This is a genomic window from Sutcliffiella horikoshii (genome assembly GCF_021991925.1).
In the GTDB taxonomy this organism is placed as follows: domain Bacteria; phylum Bacillota; class Bacilli; order Bacillales; family Bacillaceae_I; genus Sutcliffiella_A; species Sutcliffiella_A horikoshii_F.
In genome coordinates, this window is the sequence record NZ_RXZI01000009.1 from 99662 (window position 1) to 115274 (window position 15613).

Here is a 15613-nt window from a genome sequence, read left to right on the forward strand (position 1 = left end):
GTTCCCTCCTTACTTCTTCCTATTCAATAATGCTTGGTACGCGAATCTGGCCATTCTTGTGGTCCGGCGCATTCTTCAATACTTCGTCCACCGGCAGGCCTTCTTTCGCAACATCCTCCCTCATGACATTCTTCATATATAGAACATGAGAAGTCGGTTGAACTTCTTCTGTATCCAATTCATTCAGCTTCTCCGCAAATGAAATAATGGCATCCAATTGACTTGTGAACATAACCACCTCGTCCTCACTGATCGCAAGACGGGCCAAATGCGCCACATGCTTCACCTGATCCTCTGAAATACGTGACATCCTCTTTCACCTCCACAAAAATTCGAACTTGCACAATACCCCTATCATACTAAACTTTAACCCCCACAAGCAATCCTGACGGGATATTGGTGGGTGAAATTTTCTTTAGTTGGATAAAGGGGGTCTGACCCTCAGTGCGTTAAAGTGCTAAAAGGGGTCTGACCCTCTCTACGTTAAAGCGCTAAAAGGGATCTGTCCCCCCTTTGTGTCGATTAAAGGGGGACCTAGTCGATTTCCTGATATATCTTAAAATTTCATGATATCCTCCCCAAAATTCATGATATATCTCAAAATTTCATGATATCCCACCCAAAATTCATGATATATCTCATAATTTCATGATATCCGCCGGAAGTTCCCTGTCATCTCCCAAGCACCCTAATGATTATCCGTAAACCGGTGTCAGAAACTCTCTGTATTTCGCATTCTTCCCCATTACAATCTGCAGGTATGCTCGCTGGAGCTGCGTAGTGATGGGGCCTGCCTCGCCTGTACCGATCTTTCTTTTATCCACACTAATCACGGGTAGTACTTCTACGGCGGTGCCAGTCAAAAAAATCTCCTCGGCAAAATAAAGTTCGGACCTGGCGATGCTCATTTCATGAACGTTTAGAGAATAATCCTTTTCGGCGATTTTCATGATGGTATCCCTTGTGATTCCCTCCAAAATGTTGTCCGCCAGTGGCGGAGTGAACAGCTCCCCTTTCTTCATCATAAAGAGATTATTTGTACTCGCCTCACTGATATTCCCTTCCCTCGTCACAAAAATGGCTTCATCCGATCCTTCTGCAACTGCTTGAGAATAAGCGAGAGCGGAGTTAAGATAACCACCGATGCTCTTGACGGTCGGTGGGATCGTGCTATTTTCAATCCTCAGCCAAGACGAAATCAGCGCATTCACCGCTGGCTTTACAACATAGGAAGTTTCCTCTATAAAAATGGTCAAGCCATATTCTGTTTCAAAGAGGTCCGGTCGCAGGGATGGAAGGTTGATAAAGGCAATGGGGCGAATGGAGATATCTCTTTTCACCTTGTTGATCTTCATCAATTCCACTGTTATTTCACAAAGTTCCTTCACCGTATATGGGATAGCGATAAACAAAACCTTGCACGAATTAAGCAGCCGTTTATAATGATCTTCCAACCGAAACAGAAATAATTCCTGTTGCTCCTCATTCCAGTACCCACGTATTCCCTCGATCGCTCCAAGGCCATAATTGAAAGTCTTATTTTTCACACTGATTTTCGCTTCTCCTTCAGGTACGAATCTCCCATTGAAATAGATGTACTCCATCATCATTCCCCCATCGCAAATCTGAAATATTTTTCTGGATTTATGGATAAAATATCTTCACGCACTAGTGAAAATGGTCTTAAAAATATCAACCCTATTACAAAGATATTACACGTCTGAAAATTTTGAATAGTTTTACTTTAATTAATTGTCAAGTGGGAAGTACGCCCATTATATCAAGGGGTACAGTGCTTTTCTTCCTATTGAAAAAGGTTTCAATCGCTTGAATTAAGGGAAATACTTTGTTAGCTTAAATACTCGTAACCGTTATAAGAGCAATTTGGGGCGCCGAAATTGCTGATGTACAAACAACATTAAAGATAATTCAGGAGTTGATATTGTGGAAACAGGAGTATTTATTTCCCTAGCACTTTATTTTATCGCCATGCTAGGTATAGGTTTATATGCCTATAAAACATCTACTGATGATATTTCAGGTTATATGCTTGGTGGGCGTAAATTAGGACCTGGAGTAACTGCACTATCTGCCGGGGCATCTGATATGAGTGGTTGGATGCTAATGGGTCTACCTGGTGCCATGTATGCAACTGGTGTATCCAGCATGTGGATCGCCATCGGGCTTACAATCGGAGCATATGTGAACTATTTAGTCGTTGCACCTCGCTTAAGGATTTATACGGAAACTGCGAATGACTCCATTACCATCCCAGATTTCTTTGAAAACCGCTTTTATGATGGAACCCGTATTTTACGCTTCGTATCAGCGATTGTTATCATTATATTCTTCACTCTTTATACATCCTCTGGTTTAGTTTCTGGTGGTACACTTTTTGATAGTGCATTCGGATTAGACTACAGAACCGGGTTATTTGTAACAGCTGGTGTGGTCGTAGCTTATACATTGTTTGGAGGATTCTTGGCAGTTAGTTTAACTGACTTTGTACAAGGGGTCATCATGCTTCTTGCCTTGGTATTAGTGCCGATTGTCGCCTTTACTGATCTTGGCGGAGTTGGAGTGACACTTGATGAAGTGCGTTCCATTGACCCGACCTATCTAGATTTTTTTAGAGGGACGACAGTGCTTGGAATCATTTCCTTGCTTGCATGGGGACTTGGATATTTTGGACAGCCTCATATCATTGTTCGATTTATGGCAATCAAGTCCATCCGTGACTTTAAAGCCGCTCGTCGCATCGGAATGAGCTGGATGATCGTTTCTATCATCGGTGCGATGGCTACTGGACTTGTAGGTATTGCCTACGTGAACCGTACAGGAATGGAATTGGCTGATTCCGAAACAATCTTTATTGTTTTCTCTCAATTCTTGTTCCACCCACTAATCAGTGGATTCTTACTTGCAGCAATCCTAGCTGCCATCATGAGTACCATTTCTTCTCAGCTACTAGTTACATCTAGTGCGCTGACAGAAGATTTCTATAAAACATTCTTACGCCGTGAAGCATCGGATAAAGAACTTGTCCTTATCGGTCGTATCTCTGTATTAATTGTTGCTATTATCGCAATCTCGCTATCCCTGACACCTAACGACACCATCCTTAACCTGGTTGGTAACGCATGGGCAGGATTTGGTGCAGCATTTGGTCCAGTTGTGATTCTAAGTCTATACTGGAAACGCATGAACCGTTGGGGCGCACTTGCAGGGATGCTAGTAGGTACGTTAACGGTACTATTATGGATCTATGGTCCATTCACCATTAACGGCGAACCACTAACTGCATTCTTATATGAAATCATTCCAGGGTTCATCCTAAGTACGATTGCCGTCATTGTTGTAAGTTATATTACAAACTTCCCACGTAAGAAAGTACGTGAAGGCTTTACGGAAATGGAAGAAACAATGGAAACGGAACAGAATAAAGAATAAGATGATTTATATAAAAGAGAACCCGTTAGATTATGCGGGTTCTCTTTTTTGATATAGTTATTTGAAAAGTTAATTCCGTTTTTTTGCTTGAACACCTTGGGGCGCAATCACTCTTAGAATTTTTAATTAAACGTTTGTTTGAAAATTGCTATATCAGAAAAATGTTTTCTCTACTGCTATGGAAGGTATTGTTCACTAATCAAGACAATCTCACCTTCCACCAGATACAGGTTAAATAATCCTGAATGGCTTTTCTCTTCAAACACTTCAATGGGCTCGTAAACAGGTACCGCCGCTCCATTAAGAACATACGCTGCTATGCTTTCACTTACAACGATGAGCTCCTGTTCCTCCTTCTCATTGACAAGCTTCCCGCCGTTTGGCGCACTTGGATCTTGCTCCCAAGCCGCATAATCAATAACAAAAAACAGCTGAGTCCCGTCCCTTTTGATTTCCTTGATATATCCTTGCTTATGCACAATAGTTGGTAAATGGGCAAGCAATACTTCCTGCATATGGACTTTGTTTTCTAATTCTACAATCCGGTCAAGATGCGAGGTTTTCATAGATTCCACGCTGTCTTGTAGCTCTTTGATGGCACTGTCCTTCTCAATAAGCTCCTCTTCTAACTTCTTCACCTCTTCTTTTACAGCTTCGAGGTCTTCCATACCTGGAGTTTCCGCCCTTACTTTTTCTTCACTTGTAGCGGAATCCTTGGTGCAACCTGTTAATAATAACAGTAGAATTGCCATCAATGATACAACTTTCTTTCCCATCGCTAAACCCTCTCCCCATCCATTAGGCATCTGAATCACAAGAAAATTTTACCACCAAGGACCGATTTTTGTCTCTACTATTCTTCATTCTGCTGAATGCTATTCCTCTAAAAAATTTCGACAATATAAAAAAAGCCGCCACCTCTAGGGTAACGACTTTTCCTAAACTCATTTATTTCTTGTTATCCACCAATACCAATACTTCCAGCTTATCTGCCGTATTTACCGCAAACACACTATACACAGTATCAGCATCAAGCTTTGTTCCGGAAAGATCCAGAACCTGCTTTCCATCTGGGGTTCTAATCTCCAAGTTGTACGTTCCTGGCTCAAGCTCCTGATAAACGGAAATGTCTTTAAAAGAAAGGTCACTGAATACTGTATCTCCCTTAATGACGCCAACATCCACTGTTGGGGCATCTGGGGAAAGGTGACCAACGCGCGTGTATGCTTTACCTTTTGGTGCTTCTCTTTCATCTTCCACAGCAATCAATTCAAGGTTTGCAAGTTTATTGACGGCTGCCACTGTGTAAGATTTGCCGCCTTCCACTTCAAGCTGTTGCGCAATCACTGCCTTGTCTTTTTTACCTGCAGGATAGACTTCAACTTTATGCGGTCCAGCAGAAAGGAATAGATAGTCAGTTGCATCTTTGAACTTCGCACCCTCCACCGCGGCATTTCCATCTACGTAGATGTCTACAGCCGGCGCATCAGGGGATGCATGCAGGATGCGGACTTGTGCCTCATCCTTATTTCCTGTATTGGCTTCTGCCAAGTTGATTGCTCCTCCAAGGACAAACAACAATACTGTTAAAACGCTTAAGATCTTCTTCATTTTAAGTCTCCTTTACCTTACTTTTTTTGAACACATTGTTAGTATGAAATTTTTCGCTTAGAATATGTAAAATAATAGTAATTAATTGTTATTTTTTGAGGAGATGTAGGATATTTGGGTTAGAGCTCTTATTGATGAAGGGCGAGTTGATGCGGAAATAAGCCGAGTTCGTGCCAAAATGGGACAAGTTCATGCCAGACACCCCTGAAAAGCATTTTGGAACCGGACCCAATCATTCTCCCACTCATACAAAAAAAGCTGACACCCAATGGGCATCAGCTTTCCTTCTAATATAAAAATTATAAAGTTTCAGAAGTTGTTTTTGCTTGTAAGTGAAGCAATAGGTAGTCAGGACCGCCCGCTTTGGAGTCTGTTCCAGACATGTTGAATCCGCCGAATGGTTGGTATCCAACGATTGCACCTGTGCATCCACGGTTGAAGTAAAGGTTACCAACGTGGAAGTCTTCACGTGCTTGCTCGATTTTTTCGCGGTTGTTTGTGATAACCGCTCCAGTCAAGCCGTATTCTGTGTTGTTTGCAATCTCAAGCGCATGATTGTAGTCTTTTGCTTTTGCGAATGCTACAACCGGTCCGAAGATCTCTTCTTTCATCAGGCGAGCTTCTGGATCTACGTCCGCAACGATTGTTGGCTGAACGAAGAATCCTTTGGAGTTGTCTCCTTCTCCACCTGCAAGGATGCGTCCTTCTTCTTTTCCAATTCCAACATATTTCATTACTTTATCAAATGCAGCTTGGTCGATAACAGGTCCCATGTAGTTGGATTGATCTGTTGGGTCGCCAACTGTCAATTCTTTTGTCAGTTCTACTGCACGGTTCAATACTTGGTCATACACATCTTCCACGATTACCGCACGGGAGCACGCAGAACATTTTTGACCGGAGAAACCGAATGCAGATTTTACGATGGATTGTGCTGCCAACTCAAGGTCGCCCTCGCTGTCTACCACAATCGTATCTTTCCCACCCATTTCAGCGATGACACGCTTCAGCCAGATTTGGCCAGGGTTCACTTTAGAAGCACGCTCATAGATACGTAGACCAACGTCACGAGATCCTGTGAACGAGATGAAACGAGTGCGTGGGTGGTCTACTAGATAGTCCCCAACTTCTGCACCGCTACCTGGTACGAAGTTAAGTACGCCAGCAGGCAGGCCAGCCTCTTCCATTACTTCTACAAACTTAGCCGCAACAACAGGAGTTGTGGATGCAGGCTTCAATAGTACTGTGTTACCCGTTACAATCGCCGCTACTGCCGTACCAGCCATGATTGCAAATGGGAAGTTCCAAGGGGAGATAATTACACCTACACCTAGTGGAATATAGTTATAACGGTTGTATTCGCCTACGCGGCTCTCTAAAGGCATACCGTCTTTCAATTTAAGCATTTGACGCGCATAGTACTCAAGGAAATCAATTGCTTCCGCTGTATCCGCATCCGCTTCATTCCAAGGTTTCCCCGCTTCTTTTGTTAAAAGTGCAGAGAATTCGTGCTTACGACGGCGAATGATTGCTGCCGCACGGAACAAGATGTCTGCTCTTACTTCAGGCTTCACTTTACGCCACGTTTTGAACGTTTCGTCAGCAACTTGCATAGCTTTCTCAGCCAAGTCACGATCCGCCTTTGACACACGACCAACAACCTCTTCTTTATTTGAAGGGTTCACGGATACGATTTTATCTTCCGTCGTAACACGCTCTCCACCAATAATTAAGTCGTAATCTTGTCCTAAATAAGAGTTCACTAGTTTCAAGCCTTCAAGATAAGCTTGTTTGTTTTCCTCATTAGTGAAATCAGTAAATGGTTCATGTTTGTAAGGTAATACCATTACATTCGCCCTCCTTTGCATTCTAAAGCGCTTGCATACAATTCTCATTCTACCTTATCATTACTAGTCTTTCAAATATTGTTTATATTCTCATAGGAAGAAAAATCTGGAGGCGTTGGAATAGCGCGTCAGAAGTGGGGCGGGGCATGTCTTTGACTGCTTTTTTGCAAAAGTTACAATGAGGTCTGTAAAAGTCACAATAACCTTTGGAAATGTCGCAATAACTTGCGAAAAAGTCACAATAACCCCTGAAAAAGTCACAATAACCCCAAAAGTAGTCACAATCCCCCCTCCATCCCCCCGTCCACACACAAAAAAACCCACTATTCCAAAGAATAGTAGGCACAAAATATTAGTAGATATGAACAAACGGTTTTTCCGCTCCGGCATCCCTTACAATCAACGCTTCTTGACCACTTATGGAAGAAATCGATACTTGTAGATTCATATAGTTCGGGAAGTGTTCCACCAACAACCCCGTCACATATTGAGTGAATCCGATCAACTCCGCTTTACCGTTGAATTCCATATTCACTTCAATGGAAAGCTGCTGAATTTCGCCGTCACTGTAATAACCCTTGCCGATGACACCTGTATGATTAGGAAAATAATCATCGATATCCAGCTTGAAATTTTCAAAGCGTACCGCGTCATCACGGTATAGTTCTGTTGTTTTGCTGTGTGGGAAAAGGTGATATTCCTCATTCACGCTATCCCATTTTCCGATGGTGTTATTGCCAGAAGCGACATTCGCTTTGGCAATGAAGCTACCAGGCACTACGGAATTGGCAGGACTTTGCTTATACAATCCGACGATGATCGGAACATTTTGCAGTCCTTCCATTGTGCGGACCCTTTTGATTACCTCTTCGGCAATTTTCTTACCTTCCGCTTCCAACTCTTCGGCATCGATAGTATACTCTCGAGGATATCCTCCTTCAGAATCTGATAGGTTGTAATAGTGGACAGAGTTAAGCGCGATCCCAATGGAGACACCGCCAAGTTCCACCTGATCTTCCCCTTTTCTGATCAGGTAATTTTGCTCTTGAATATGAGCAAGGTAAATTGGGCTGTTTTCATTGGTTTCTTCCGTATCTTTCCCACGTACCAATGGCGGGTTCAGACCTAAACCGTCCTCGCCAGTCTTACGCTTCAACCATTCAGAAATGGTCCCGCGCTTAATATACTGCCCTTCCTGATACAAATAACTGTCTGAAGGGAATACCTCCTGGGCCATGCGCATCAATCCGGTTTCCATTTCTTCCACATCGACCCGGCTGTTTAGGCGCGGGGCGATTTGGCCGCGGGTTTCCCCGGGCTTATAGGGAAGGATGGTTTGGTAATAGTCATCTGATATTTTATACCGTGGAACAATGGCTTGTTCCGTATTTTCTTGCTGCGCTGGATCTTGTACCACTTCTTCCTGCTTCTCGAAGCCAGGCACACATCCGGTGGCAAAAAGAGAAACAACAAGGAGCAACGACAAAAACCTTTTCACTTCCAACACCTCTTATGATTGTATTTCCTTAAGCATTTGTGCTTCATTCCAAACTTCTATCCCAAGCTCCTGCGCTTTCGTAAGCTTAGAGCCCGCCTCTTCCCCGGCAATGACGAGATGGGTGTTTTTGCTGACACTTCCGGTCACTTTTCCGCCAAGCTGTTCTATGGCTGCTTTCGCATCATTTCGGGACATTTCTTCCAGCTTTCCTGTCAGGACGATCGTTTTTCCTGCAAAATAGGAATCTACATCTTCCGCGCTCACAGGTTTTGGTCCTTTATACGCCATGTTGACACCTAGTTCTTTCAGCTCTGTAAGTAGTTCTGACACTTCAGGCTGTTCAAAATAGGTCACAATGGAGTCAGCCATCTTATCGCCGATTTCGTGGATGGCAGTCAGCTCATCCTTCGTCAAGCTTGCAAGTCTGTCCATATGGTCAAATTCCTGCGCCAATGTTTTGGCAGCTTTGGCTCCGACCAGACGGATTCCAAGACCGAACAGAAGGCGTTCAAGCGAGTTGTCCTTCGTCTTTTCGATCGCTGAAATCAAGTTGTCCGCAGACTTCTCGCCCATCCGCTCCAGCTCCAGAAGCTGTTCTTTTGTCAATTTATAAAGATCTGCCACGTCCTCGATCAGGTTCTCGCGGAAAAGCTGGGCAATCACCTTTTCGCCAAGACCATCAATGTTCATGGCGTTACGGGATACGAAATGGATCAATCCCTCTCGAATTTGTGCCGGACACTTCGGGTTGATGCAGCGCAATGCCACTTCCCCTTCAATGCGGACAAGCTCGCTTTCACATTCCGGGCAGTGTGTTGGCATCGCAAAATCTCGCTCTTCGCCAGTTCGCTGCTCTACGAGTACATTCACCACTTCCGGGATGATGTCCCCTGCCTTTTTGACGATGACGGTATCTCCAAGCTTGATGTCCTTTTCACGGATGAGGTCTTCATTATGTAGGGACGCCCGTTGGACCGTCGTACCTGCTACACGCACCGGTTCGAGGATGGCAGTTGGTGTGACAACACCTGTACGGCCGATATTTAGTTCGATATCAAGTAGTTTCGTGGTCACTTCCTCAGCAGGGAACTTGTACGCAATAGCCCATCTTGGACTTTTAGCGGTAAAACCAAGCTGTTCCTGATGCTCGGTGTTGTCCACTTTAATGACGATACCGTCTATATCATACGACAGATCCGGGCGTTTTGTGTGCCAAGCTGTGACATATTCCAAAACTTCTTCGATGGAAGTGCAAATTTTTCTTTCCGTATTTGTTTTAAAGCCGAGTTTATCCAGGTAATCCAAGGCCTCACTGTGGGAATCCACCCCTGTCTCACCGGCGTCGGCAAGGCTGTAGACATACACGGACAGGTTACGGGATGCAGCAATTTTTGGATCGAGCTGGCGTAAAGATCCTGCCGCCGCGTTACGCGGGTTGGCAAATGGTTCTTCTTCGCGCTCCATTTTCGCCGCATTGAGCTTTTCAAAAGAGTTCTTTGGCATATATGCTTCTCCGCGGACCTCCATCGTCACCGGCTCTTTTAAACGCAACGGGATCGATTTGATCGTTTTGAGGTTCATGGTGATATCCTCACCTGTCGTTCCATCCCCACGGGTCGCTCCAAGAACGAAAAGGCCATCCTCATAGCGCAAGGACACGGCAAGACCGTCAATTTTCAGTTCGCACACATATGTTACCTCATCGCCGACAGCCTGTTTGACCCGGCGGTCGAAATCACGGAGGTCGTCCTCGTTGAAGGCATTGCCAAGGCTGAGCATCGGGGTGCGGTGCTCGACCTTGTTGAACATCTCAAGAATATTTCCTCCCACACGCTGGGTCGGGGAGTCCGAGGTTTGCAGCTCGGGATAATCCTTCTCTAGCGTCAGCAGCTCCTGTAAAAGGGAGTCGTATTCGGCATCTGAAACGGACGGTTTGTCCAGTACATGATATTCGTAGTTATATTGGTTCAGCACATCATGCAGCTCGCGAACCCGTTTTTCAGCTTGTTCTTTTTCCATGCAATGTCGTCCTTTCTTTTTTGGCGGTTTTCATCTATTGTTGAACCTTCGTCACCGGCGCAAATTTCGCTAGGAGGCGTTTGATGCCTGTCGGGCTTGGGAACGCGATGTCGAGTTCCTTGCTGTCGCCGTCACCTTTTACGCTGACAACGGTGCCGACTCCCCATTTTTTATGTTCCGCTTTGTCCCCTACCATCCAGTCCAGGCTTTCTCCACCTGTTGCGGTAAGGCCGCGGGATGGTGCTGTCGTACGGCGTGCGGTTTGGGAAGCTGGAGCTGCAGCCCGTCCTCTTCCTGTTGCTCCTCCTCCAAAAGTAGAACCTCCAAAGCTTGAGCCACGTCCACCGCCGAATGGCGTTGGTCTTGATGCTGCTTCTTTTGGCTCTGGACTTTCCAACAATTCTTCCGGTATCTCTTTTATAAATCGGGAAGGCGGGTTGATATTCGTGCGACCAAACAGGGTACGCATCTGGGCATTTGTGATGAACAGTTGCTCTTCGGCACGCGTGATACCCACATAAGCAAGGCGTCGTTCTTCTTCCATCTCCGCTTCTTCAAACAGCGAACGGCTATGAGGGAATACCCCTTCCTCCATTCCAATTAAGAATACAACCGGGAATTCCAGTCCTTTTGCAGCATGCAGGGTCATTAAAATAACGCCTTCCTGCTGTGCTGGATCTTCCTCGTCCAATTTATCAATATCCGCAACAAGCGCAAGGTCTGTAAGGAATGCAACCAAGCTCTTGTCATCATATTTTTCTTCAAAGTTTTTCGTAACAGAAAGGAACTCATCGATGTTTTCCAGTCTGCTTTGGGACTCAATCGTTTTATCGGCTTTCAGCATTTCGCGATAGCCCGATTTTTCAAGTACCTCTTCCACAAGTTCCGTTACGGAGATATACTCTTGCATTTGCACATAGCCTTCAATCAATGAGCGGAATTCTTTCAATTGGGAAGTAGCACGGCCACTGACACCAATCAGGTCCACTTCTGCAAGAGCAGTGTAAATGGAGATATCATGCTGTGTAGCGTAATTGGCAATCTTATCAACGGTCGTTGCCCCGATACCGCGTTTTGGTACGTTAACGATTCGCTGCAAGCTGATATCGTCATCAGGATTGGCAATCAGGCGAAGGTAAGCAAGGATGTCCTTGATTTCTTTTCTGTCGTAGAACTTGGTTCCGCCGACGATCGTGTAGTTGATGTTGGACATGAGGAGCATTTCCTCCATTACACGGGATTGGGCGTTTGTACGGTAGAGAATCGCAAAGTCCCCAAGTGTTCGTGTTGGGTCTTGTCGCATCAATTCACGCATTTTCCCGACCACAAACTGCGCTTCCGATTTTTCGGAATCTGCTTGATAATGGATGATTTTTTGCCCTTCGTCATTTTCCGTCCATAGGTTCTTCTTTTTTCGGCCGATGTTGTTGTCTATCACACGGTTTGCCGCTTCTAAAATACGTTTGGTAGAACGGTAATTCTGTTCAAGCAGCACGACTTCCGCATTCGGATAGTCTTTTTCAAAGGAAAGGATATTCGCGATATCCGCCCCGCGCCAGCGATAGATGGACTGATCGGAATCCCCTACCACACAAAGGTTTTTCAGGCGATCCGCTAAAAGATTAACCAATGTATATTGCGCTCTGTTCGTGTCCTGATACTCGTCCACGTGGATGTATTGGAACTTGCGCTGGTAGTACTCCAGCACTTCCGGCACACGCTTGAACAAATGGATGGTCGTCATGATCAGATCGTCAAAATCAAGCGCCTGGTTCTTTTTCAGCCTCTTTTGGTAGTCTGTATAGATTTCCGCTACCTGCTGCTCGTATGGCCCAAGGGGCTGTTTTGCGTATTGCTCCGGGTTCATCAGTTCATTTTTTGCAGAACTGATGGTTCCTAGGATGGTTCTCGGTTCAAACTTCTTTGGATCAATATTGCGGTCTTTTAAAATATTCTTGATGACAGACAGCTGATCGGTTGTATCAAGGATGGTAAAATTGCGGTTAATTCCGATGCGGTCAATGTCACGACGCAAGATTCGCACACACATGGAGTGGAATGTGGAGATCCAGATGTCTTCTGCAGCAGGTCCAAGCAGCTTTTCCACACGTTCTTTCATTTCACGGGCCGCTTTGTTTGTAAAGGTGATCGCAAGGATATTCCATGGCGCGACTTGTTTTTCGGTCATCAGGTAGGCGATTCGATGCGTGAGCACCTTTGTTTTTCCACTTCCCGCTCCGGCCATGATAAGTAAAGGTCCGTCCGTTTTTTTCACTGCTTCTTTTTGCATGGGGTTCAGTCCCTCAAGAAGCCTTTGACTTAAATATTGCATATTTTTTCACCGTCCCAACAAACATATGTTCTTATTTTCTATCATACTAAAATGTTGTTTGAATTACTATTTATTTTAGAAGTTTTGGTAATTGTCGCTGACACCGCTGTTGATTTCCGCAAATGGCTTCGCTTTCCGCGGGGCGACCTTGATCCTCCTCGGCTGTGCCTGCGGGGTCTCAACATTGTCGCTACTCCCCCGCTGGAGTCTACGCCATTTGCTCCAATCAACAGCTAGAATACTTTTCTATAATTTAGCTCTCGTTCTTCACAGCGTCCACTGTCTTCAATGCTTCTTTTAGATTATCATACACAGCGTTTCCGACGACGACGGTATCGGCGTGGGCTGCCATTTCTTTTGCGCGTTCGGCTGTGGAGATGCCGCCACCGTAAAAGAGCTGTGTTTTTTCTAGCGTTTGTTTGGCCGCCTGGACCATTTCCACGTCCCCATACGTACCACTATATTCTAAGTAAAAGATAGGCAGATTAAACATTTTCTCCGCCAGTCTTGCATAGGCGATGACATCTTCCCTATCAAGTTCTGTCTTTGCCTCTGTCAGTTTGGCAGCCTTACAGTCGGCGTTGAGGATACAGTACCCTTCTGCCACGATCTCCTCCCAGTTCATGATGTCGCCATACTCTTTTAGCGCTTCTATGTGAAGGTCTGTGACCCATTCTGTCTTTCTGCTGTTCAACACACTTGGGATAAAATAAAAATCGAATCCCGGTGTGACCGATTCAATGGTGGAAACCTCCAATGCACATGGCAACGAATACCTTCTCACCCTGCTCATCAGGCTCAGCACATTATCAAGTGTGACCCCGTCCGTACCGCCGACAAGGATGGCATCTGTACCGGATTCGCACACAAGCTCTAAATCTTCGTCCGATATCTCTTTGTTTGGATCCAATTTAAAAACGTGCTTCCACTCACGTATTTCCATTAACAATGCAAACGTCCCCCATTCTAAATTTCCATTCCCTTATTATATCAAAATCTGAGGCAATACGAAAAAGGGAAAGGGAGATTGTCGACTGGAAGTTACGTCCTTTTCCGATAGACCAAAAGTTATATTTTGCAGCTGCACTGTTATTCCTTCTATATAGCGGGTAAATAGTTAATAACATCTTGAGGAGTACTTAGGAAAATAGTTGCCTTTTCATAGATAGATGCATATCACGATTGTTCCAAAATATGATGTGGTAAGGAGGTGTCCAACATGCCTATGTGGCTATGGTTTGTTATTGGCTTCGCTATTCTATTGGCGTTCGGTGCGCTTGTGGATTATTTCGGAAAAAGAAGAAGGAGAACAACCGACCCTGCAGCATCAACGAAAACAGTCGACCAAGTAAAATCAAACCAGGAGACGTTTTATCGGTGATTTATTGTGGAAAGTTTATTATAATTCGTGAAAAAGGTGGCCCGCTACACTTCCAGCGGACCACCTTTTCACTTATACTTCTTCTGTTTTCTTTTCTTCTGCAATACGCTCAAGCGCCATTTCGTAGGCGTCATTTCCGTAGTTCAGGCAGCGCTTCACACGGGAGATCGTTGCTGTACTTGCACCTGTTTCGGTTTCGATCTTATGGTAAGTGAAACCTTCTCTCAGCATTCTTGCCACCTCAAGGCGTTGTGCCAAAGATTGAATTTCGTTGATGGTACAAAGATCATCGAAAAAGCGATAGCATTCTTCCATATCTTTTAAGGAAAGAATGGATTCGAAAAGTTGATCGAGTTCTTTTCCACGTAGTTTATTGATTTGCATGATTGATTTCTCCTTTGCTTAATAAGACTAGTATGAGACGATTTGTAAGTCTGGAACGACCTGAATCCATGTTTTCCCCGGAGCGAGCGGAACCTGTTCGTCATTGGCAAAGGGAAGAATTTTTCCATCCACCGATCTCCACTCCACATCAAAGCGTACTCCGTTTTGGATCAGCACCCCGTTTCCACCGGATGTAATATCGATTTCTTTTCTGCCCTGGTCATCTATCACGATATGAGGGGTTTCCACAATGAAAACGTTATGGGCGATAATCTCTTCCATCGTTTCAAGATCCGTAAGTTTCTCGCCTGCACTATAACGGACATATGCATTTCTTGTTTCATCATATTTATAGTCAACTTGTGTGGTTTTTCTTGATGAGTATTCTATTGTTACTTGTTCAGCTGCCGTTCCATCAAGTTCGTTGGTTTGACCTTCCTTTAAGAATGTAAAGGAAGGGACCTCTGCTTGTAAAGGATAATTCAGCAGATCTGCACCTTTTTTAATATTTTCAGAGGTGATGTAGGAGTTATGCGGCGCTTTTCGGAAGCTTGCGCGTTTGAAAAGCGACCCATCATAGGCCAAACCATTGATCCCATCCACTTCTTTATTCTCTATTTTCTCTCTTGCTGCTGGACTCCAGCCGTGGAACACGTAAAGGGCATCATAGCCTTTTGTCAAATCCACAAAATAATCCCTTGCACTTCTTACAGGTCCCACCGTATCGGGCATTTCACTGTGGAAAATGGCCAGAAATCTTGTAATATCCCCCTCTGCAAGCACTTCATACACAATATCGGCTTTGTGAAGACCTGATTGTGGACGTGCCTTCGCATCGTTATTGACCATGACGGCAACAGGACGTGCTTCGACTTTCTCTTCCACTGCTTCTCCTGTCAGTGGAGCGGTTTCGAGTGGTTCAGAAACCTCTGTCGCCACTTTTTCTTCCTCTTGGACCACTTGCTTATTATCTTCCTGCGGCTCTTTTGCTGTATCAACATCGGAATTACCTGATTGACAGCCTGCTAATAGAAGCATGAAAACTGTCCCGATCAGGGCTAACTTGTTCCTACTCATCTTTTTAAAATACA

The 15613-nt window shown here is 44.7% G+C and carries 13 protein-coding genes; 2 read left to right on the top strand and 11 right to left on the bottom strand.

Annotated features, from left to right (window positions below; all coding sequences use genetic code 11):
- Window positions 1-19: 19 nt before the first annotated feature.
- Both gatC and EKQ44_RS18810 read right to left on the bottom strand, forming a co-directional pair.
- Window positions 20-310, bottom strand: a complete 291-nt coding sequence (gene gatC, locus EKQ44_RS18805) for an Asp-tRNA(Asn)/Glu-tRNA(Gln) amidotransferase subunit GatC (protein ID WP_237665092.1) — start codon at window positions 308-310, stop codon at window positions 20-22.
- A 385-nt stretch (window positions 311-695) separates the two neighbouring features.
- The gene (locus EKQ44_RS18810; RefSeq protein ID WP_237665093.1) at window positions 696-1610 is read right to left on the bottom strand and encodes a branched-chain amino acid transaminase; all 915 of its coding nucleotides are present in this window, start codon (window positions 1608-1610) and stop codon (window positions 696-698) included.
- A 334-nt stretch (window positions 1611-1944) separates the two neighbouring features.
- Between EKQ44_RS18810 and putP the strand changes: the two genes are divergently transcribed.
- Complete coding sequence (putP, locus tag EKQ44_RS18815; RefSeq protein ID WP_237665094.1) at window positions 1945-3450, top strand: sodium/proline symporter PutP; 1506 nt, start codon at window positions 1945-1947, stop codon at window positions 3448-3450.
- 176 nt (window positions 3451-3626) lie between these two features.
- Here the strand turns inward: putP and EKQ44_RS18820 are convergent, their stop codons facing one another.
- The 7 genes from EKQ44_RS18820 to pcrB all read right to left on the bottom strand — a co-directional run bounded on the left by EKQ44_RS18820 (window position 3627) and on the right by pcrB (window position 13700).
- On the bottom strand, window positions 3627-4226 hold the full coding sequence (locus EKQ44_RS18820) for a hypothetical protein (RefSeq protein ID WP_237665095.1): 600 nt from the start codon (window positions 4224-4226) through the stop codon (window positions 3627-3629).
- Between the two features lie 172 nt (window positions 4227-4398).
- Window positions 4399-5061: a DUF4397 domain-containing protein gene (locus tag EKQ44_RS18825; RefSeq protein ID WP_237665096.1), complete on the bottom strand. Its 663-nt coding sequence runs from the start codon at window positions 5059-5061 to the stop codon at window positions 4399-4401.
- Between the two features lie 299 nt (window positions 5062-5360).
- On the bottom strand, window positions 5361-6908 hold the full coding sequence (gene pruA / locus EKQ44_RS18830; RefSeq protein ID WP_237665097.1) for an L-glutamate gamma-semialdehyde dehydrogenase: 1548 nt from the start codon (window positions 6906-6908) through the stop codon (window positions 5361-5363).
- 352 nt (window positions 6909-7260) lie between these two features.
- A complete protein-coding gene (locus tag EKQ44_RS18835) occupies window positions 7261-8406 on the bottom strand; it encodes a CamS family sex pheromone protein (protein ID WP_237665098.1) in 1146 nt (381 codons plus the stop codon).
- A 12-nt stretch (window positions 8407-8418) separates the two neighbouring features.
- On the bottom strand, window positions 8419-10425 hold the full coding sequence (ligA, locus tag EKQ44_RS18840; protein ID WP_237665099.1) for an NAD-dependent DNA ligase LigA: 2007 nt from the start codon (window positions 10423-10425) through the stop codon (window positions 8419-8421).
- 34 nt (window positions 10426-10459) lie between these two features.
- Entirely contained in the window at window positions 10460-12757 is a 2298-nt protein-coding gene (pcrA, locus tag EKQ44_RS18845) for a DNA helicase PcrA (protein ID WP_237665100.1), read from the bottom strand.
- 253 nt (window positions 12758-13010) lie between these two features.
- Window positions 13011-13700, bottom strand: a complete 690-nt coding sequence (gene pcrB / locus EKQ44_RS18850; RefSeq protein ID WP_237665135.1) for a heptaprenylglyceryl phosphate synthase — start codon at window positions 13698-13700, stop codon at window positions 13011-13013.
- A 276-nt stretch (window positions 13701-13976) separates the two neighbouring features.
- Here pcrB and EKQ44_RS18855 point away from each other — a divergent pair, with 276 nt between their 5' ends.
- Complete coding sequence (locus tag EKQ44_RS18855; RefSeq protein ID WP_237665101.1) at window positions 13977-14138, top strand: hypothetical protein; 162 nt, start codon at window positions 13977-13979, stop codon at window positions 14136-14138.
- A gap of 72 nt (window positions 14139-14210) precedes the next feature.
- Here EKQ44_RS18855 and EKQ44_RS18860 read toward each other — a convergent pair whose 3' ends face one another.
- Window positions 14211-14522, bottom strand: coding sequence for a YerC/YecD family TrpR-related protein (locus EKQ44_RS18860; RefSeq protein WP_060664037.1), 312 nt, complete (start codon window positions 14520-14522; stop codon window positions 14211-14213).
- A gap of 27 nt (window positions 14523-14549) precedes the next feature.
- Window positions 14550-15599 carry a DUF3048 domain-containing protein gene (locus EKQ44_RS18865; RefSeq protein WP_237665102.1) on the bottom strand — a complete coding sequence of 350 codons (1050 nt, stop codon included), beginning with the start codon at window positions 15597-15599 and terminating at the stop codon, window positions 14550-14552.
- Window positions 15600-15613 lie beyond the last annotated feature (14 nt).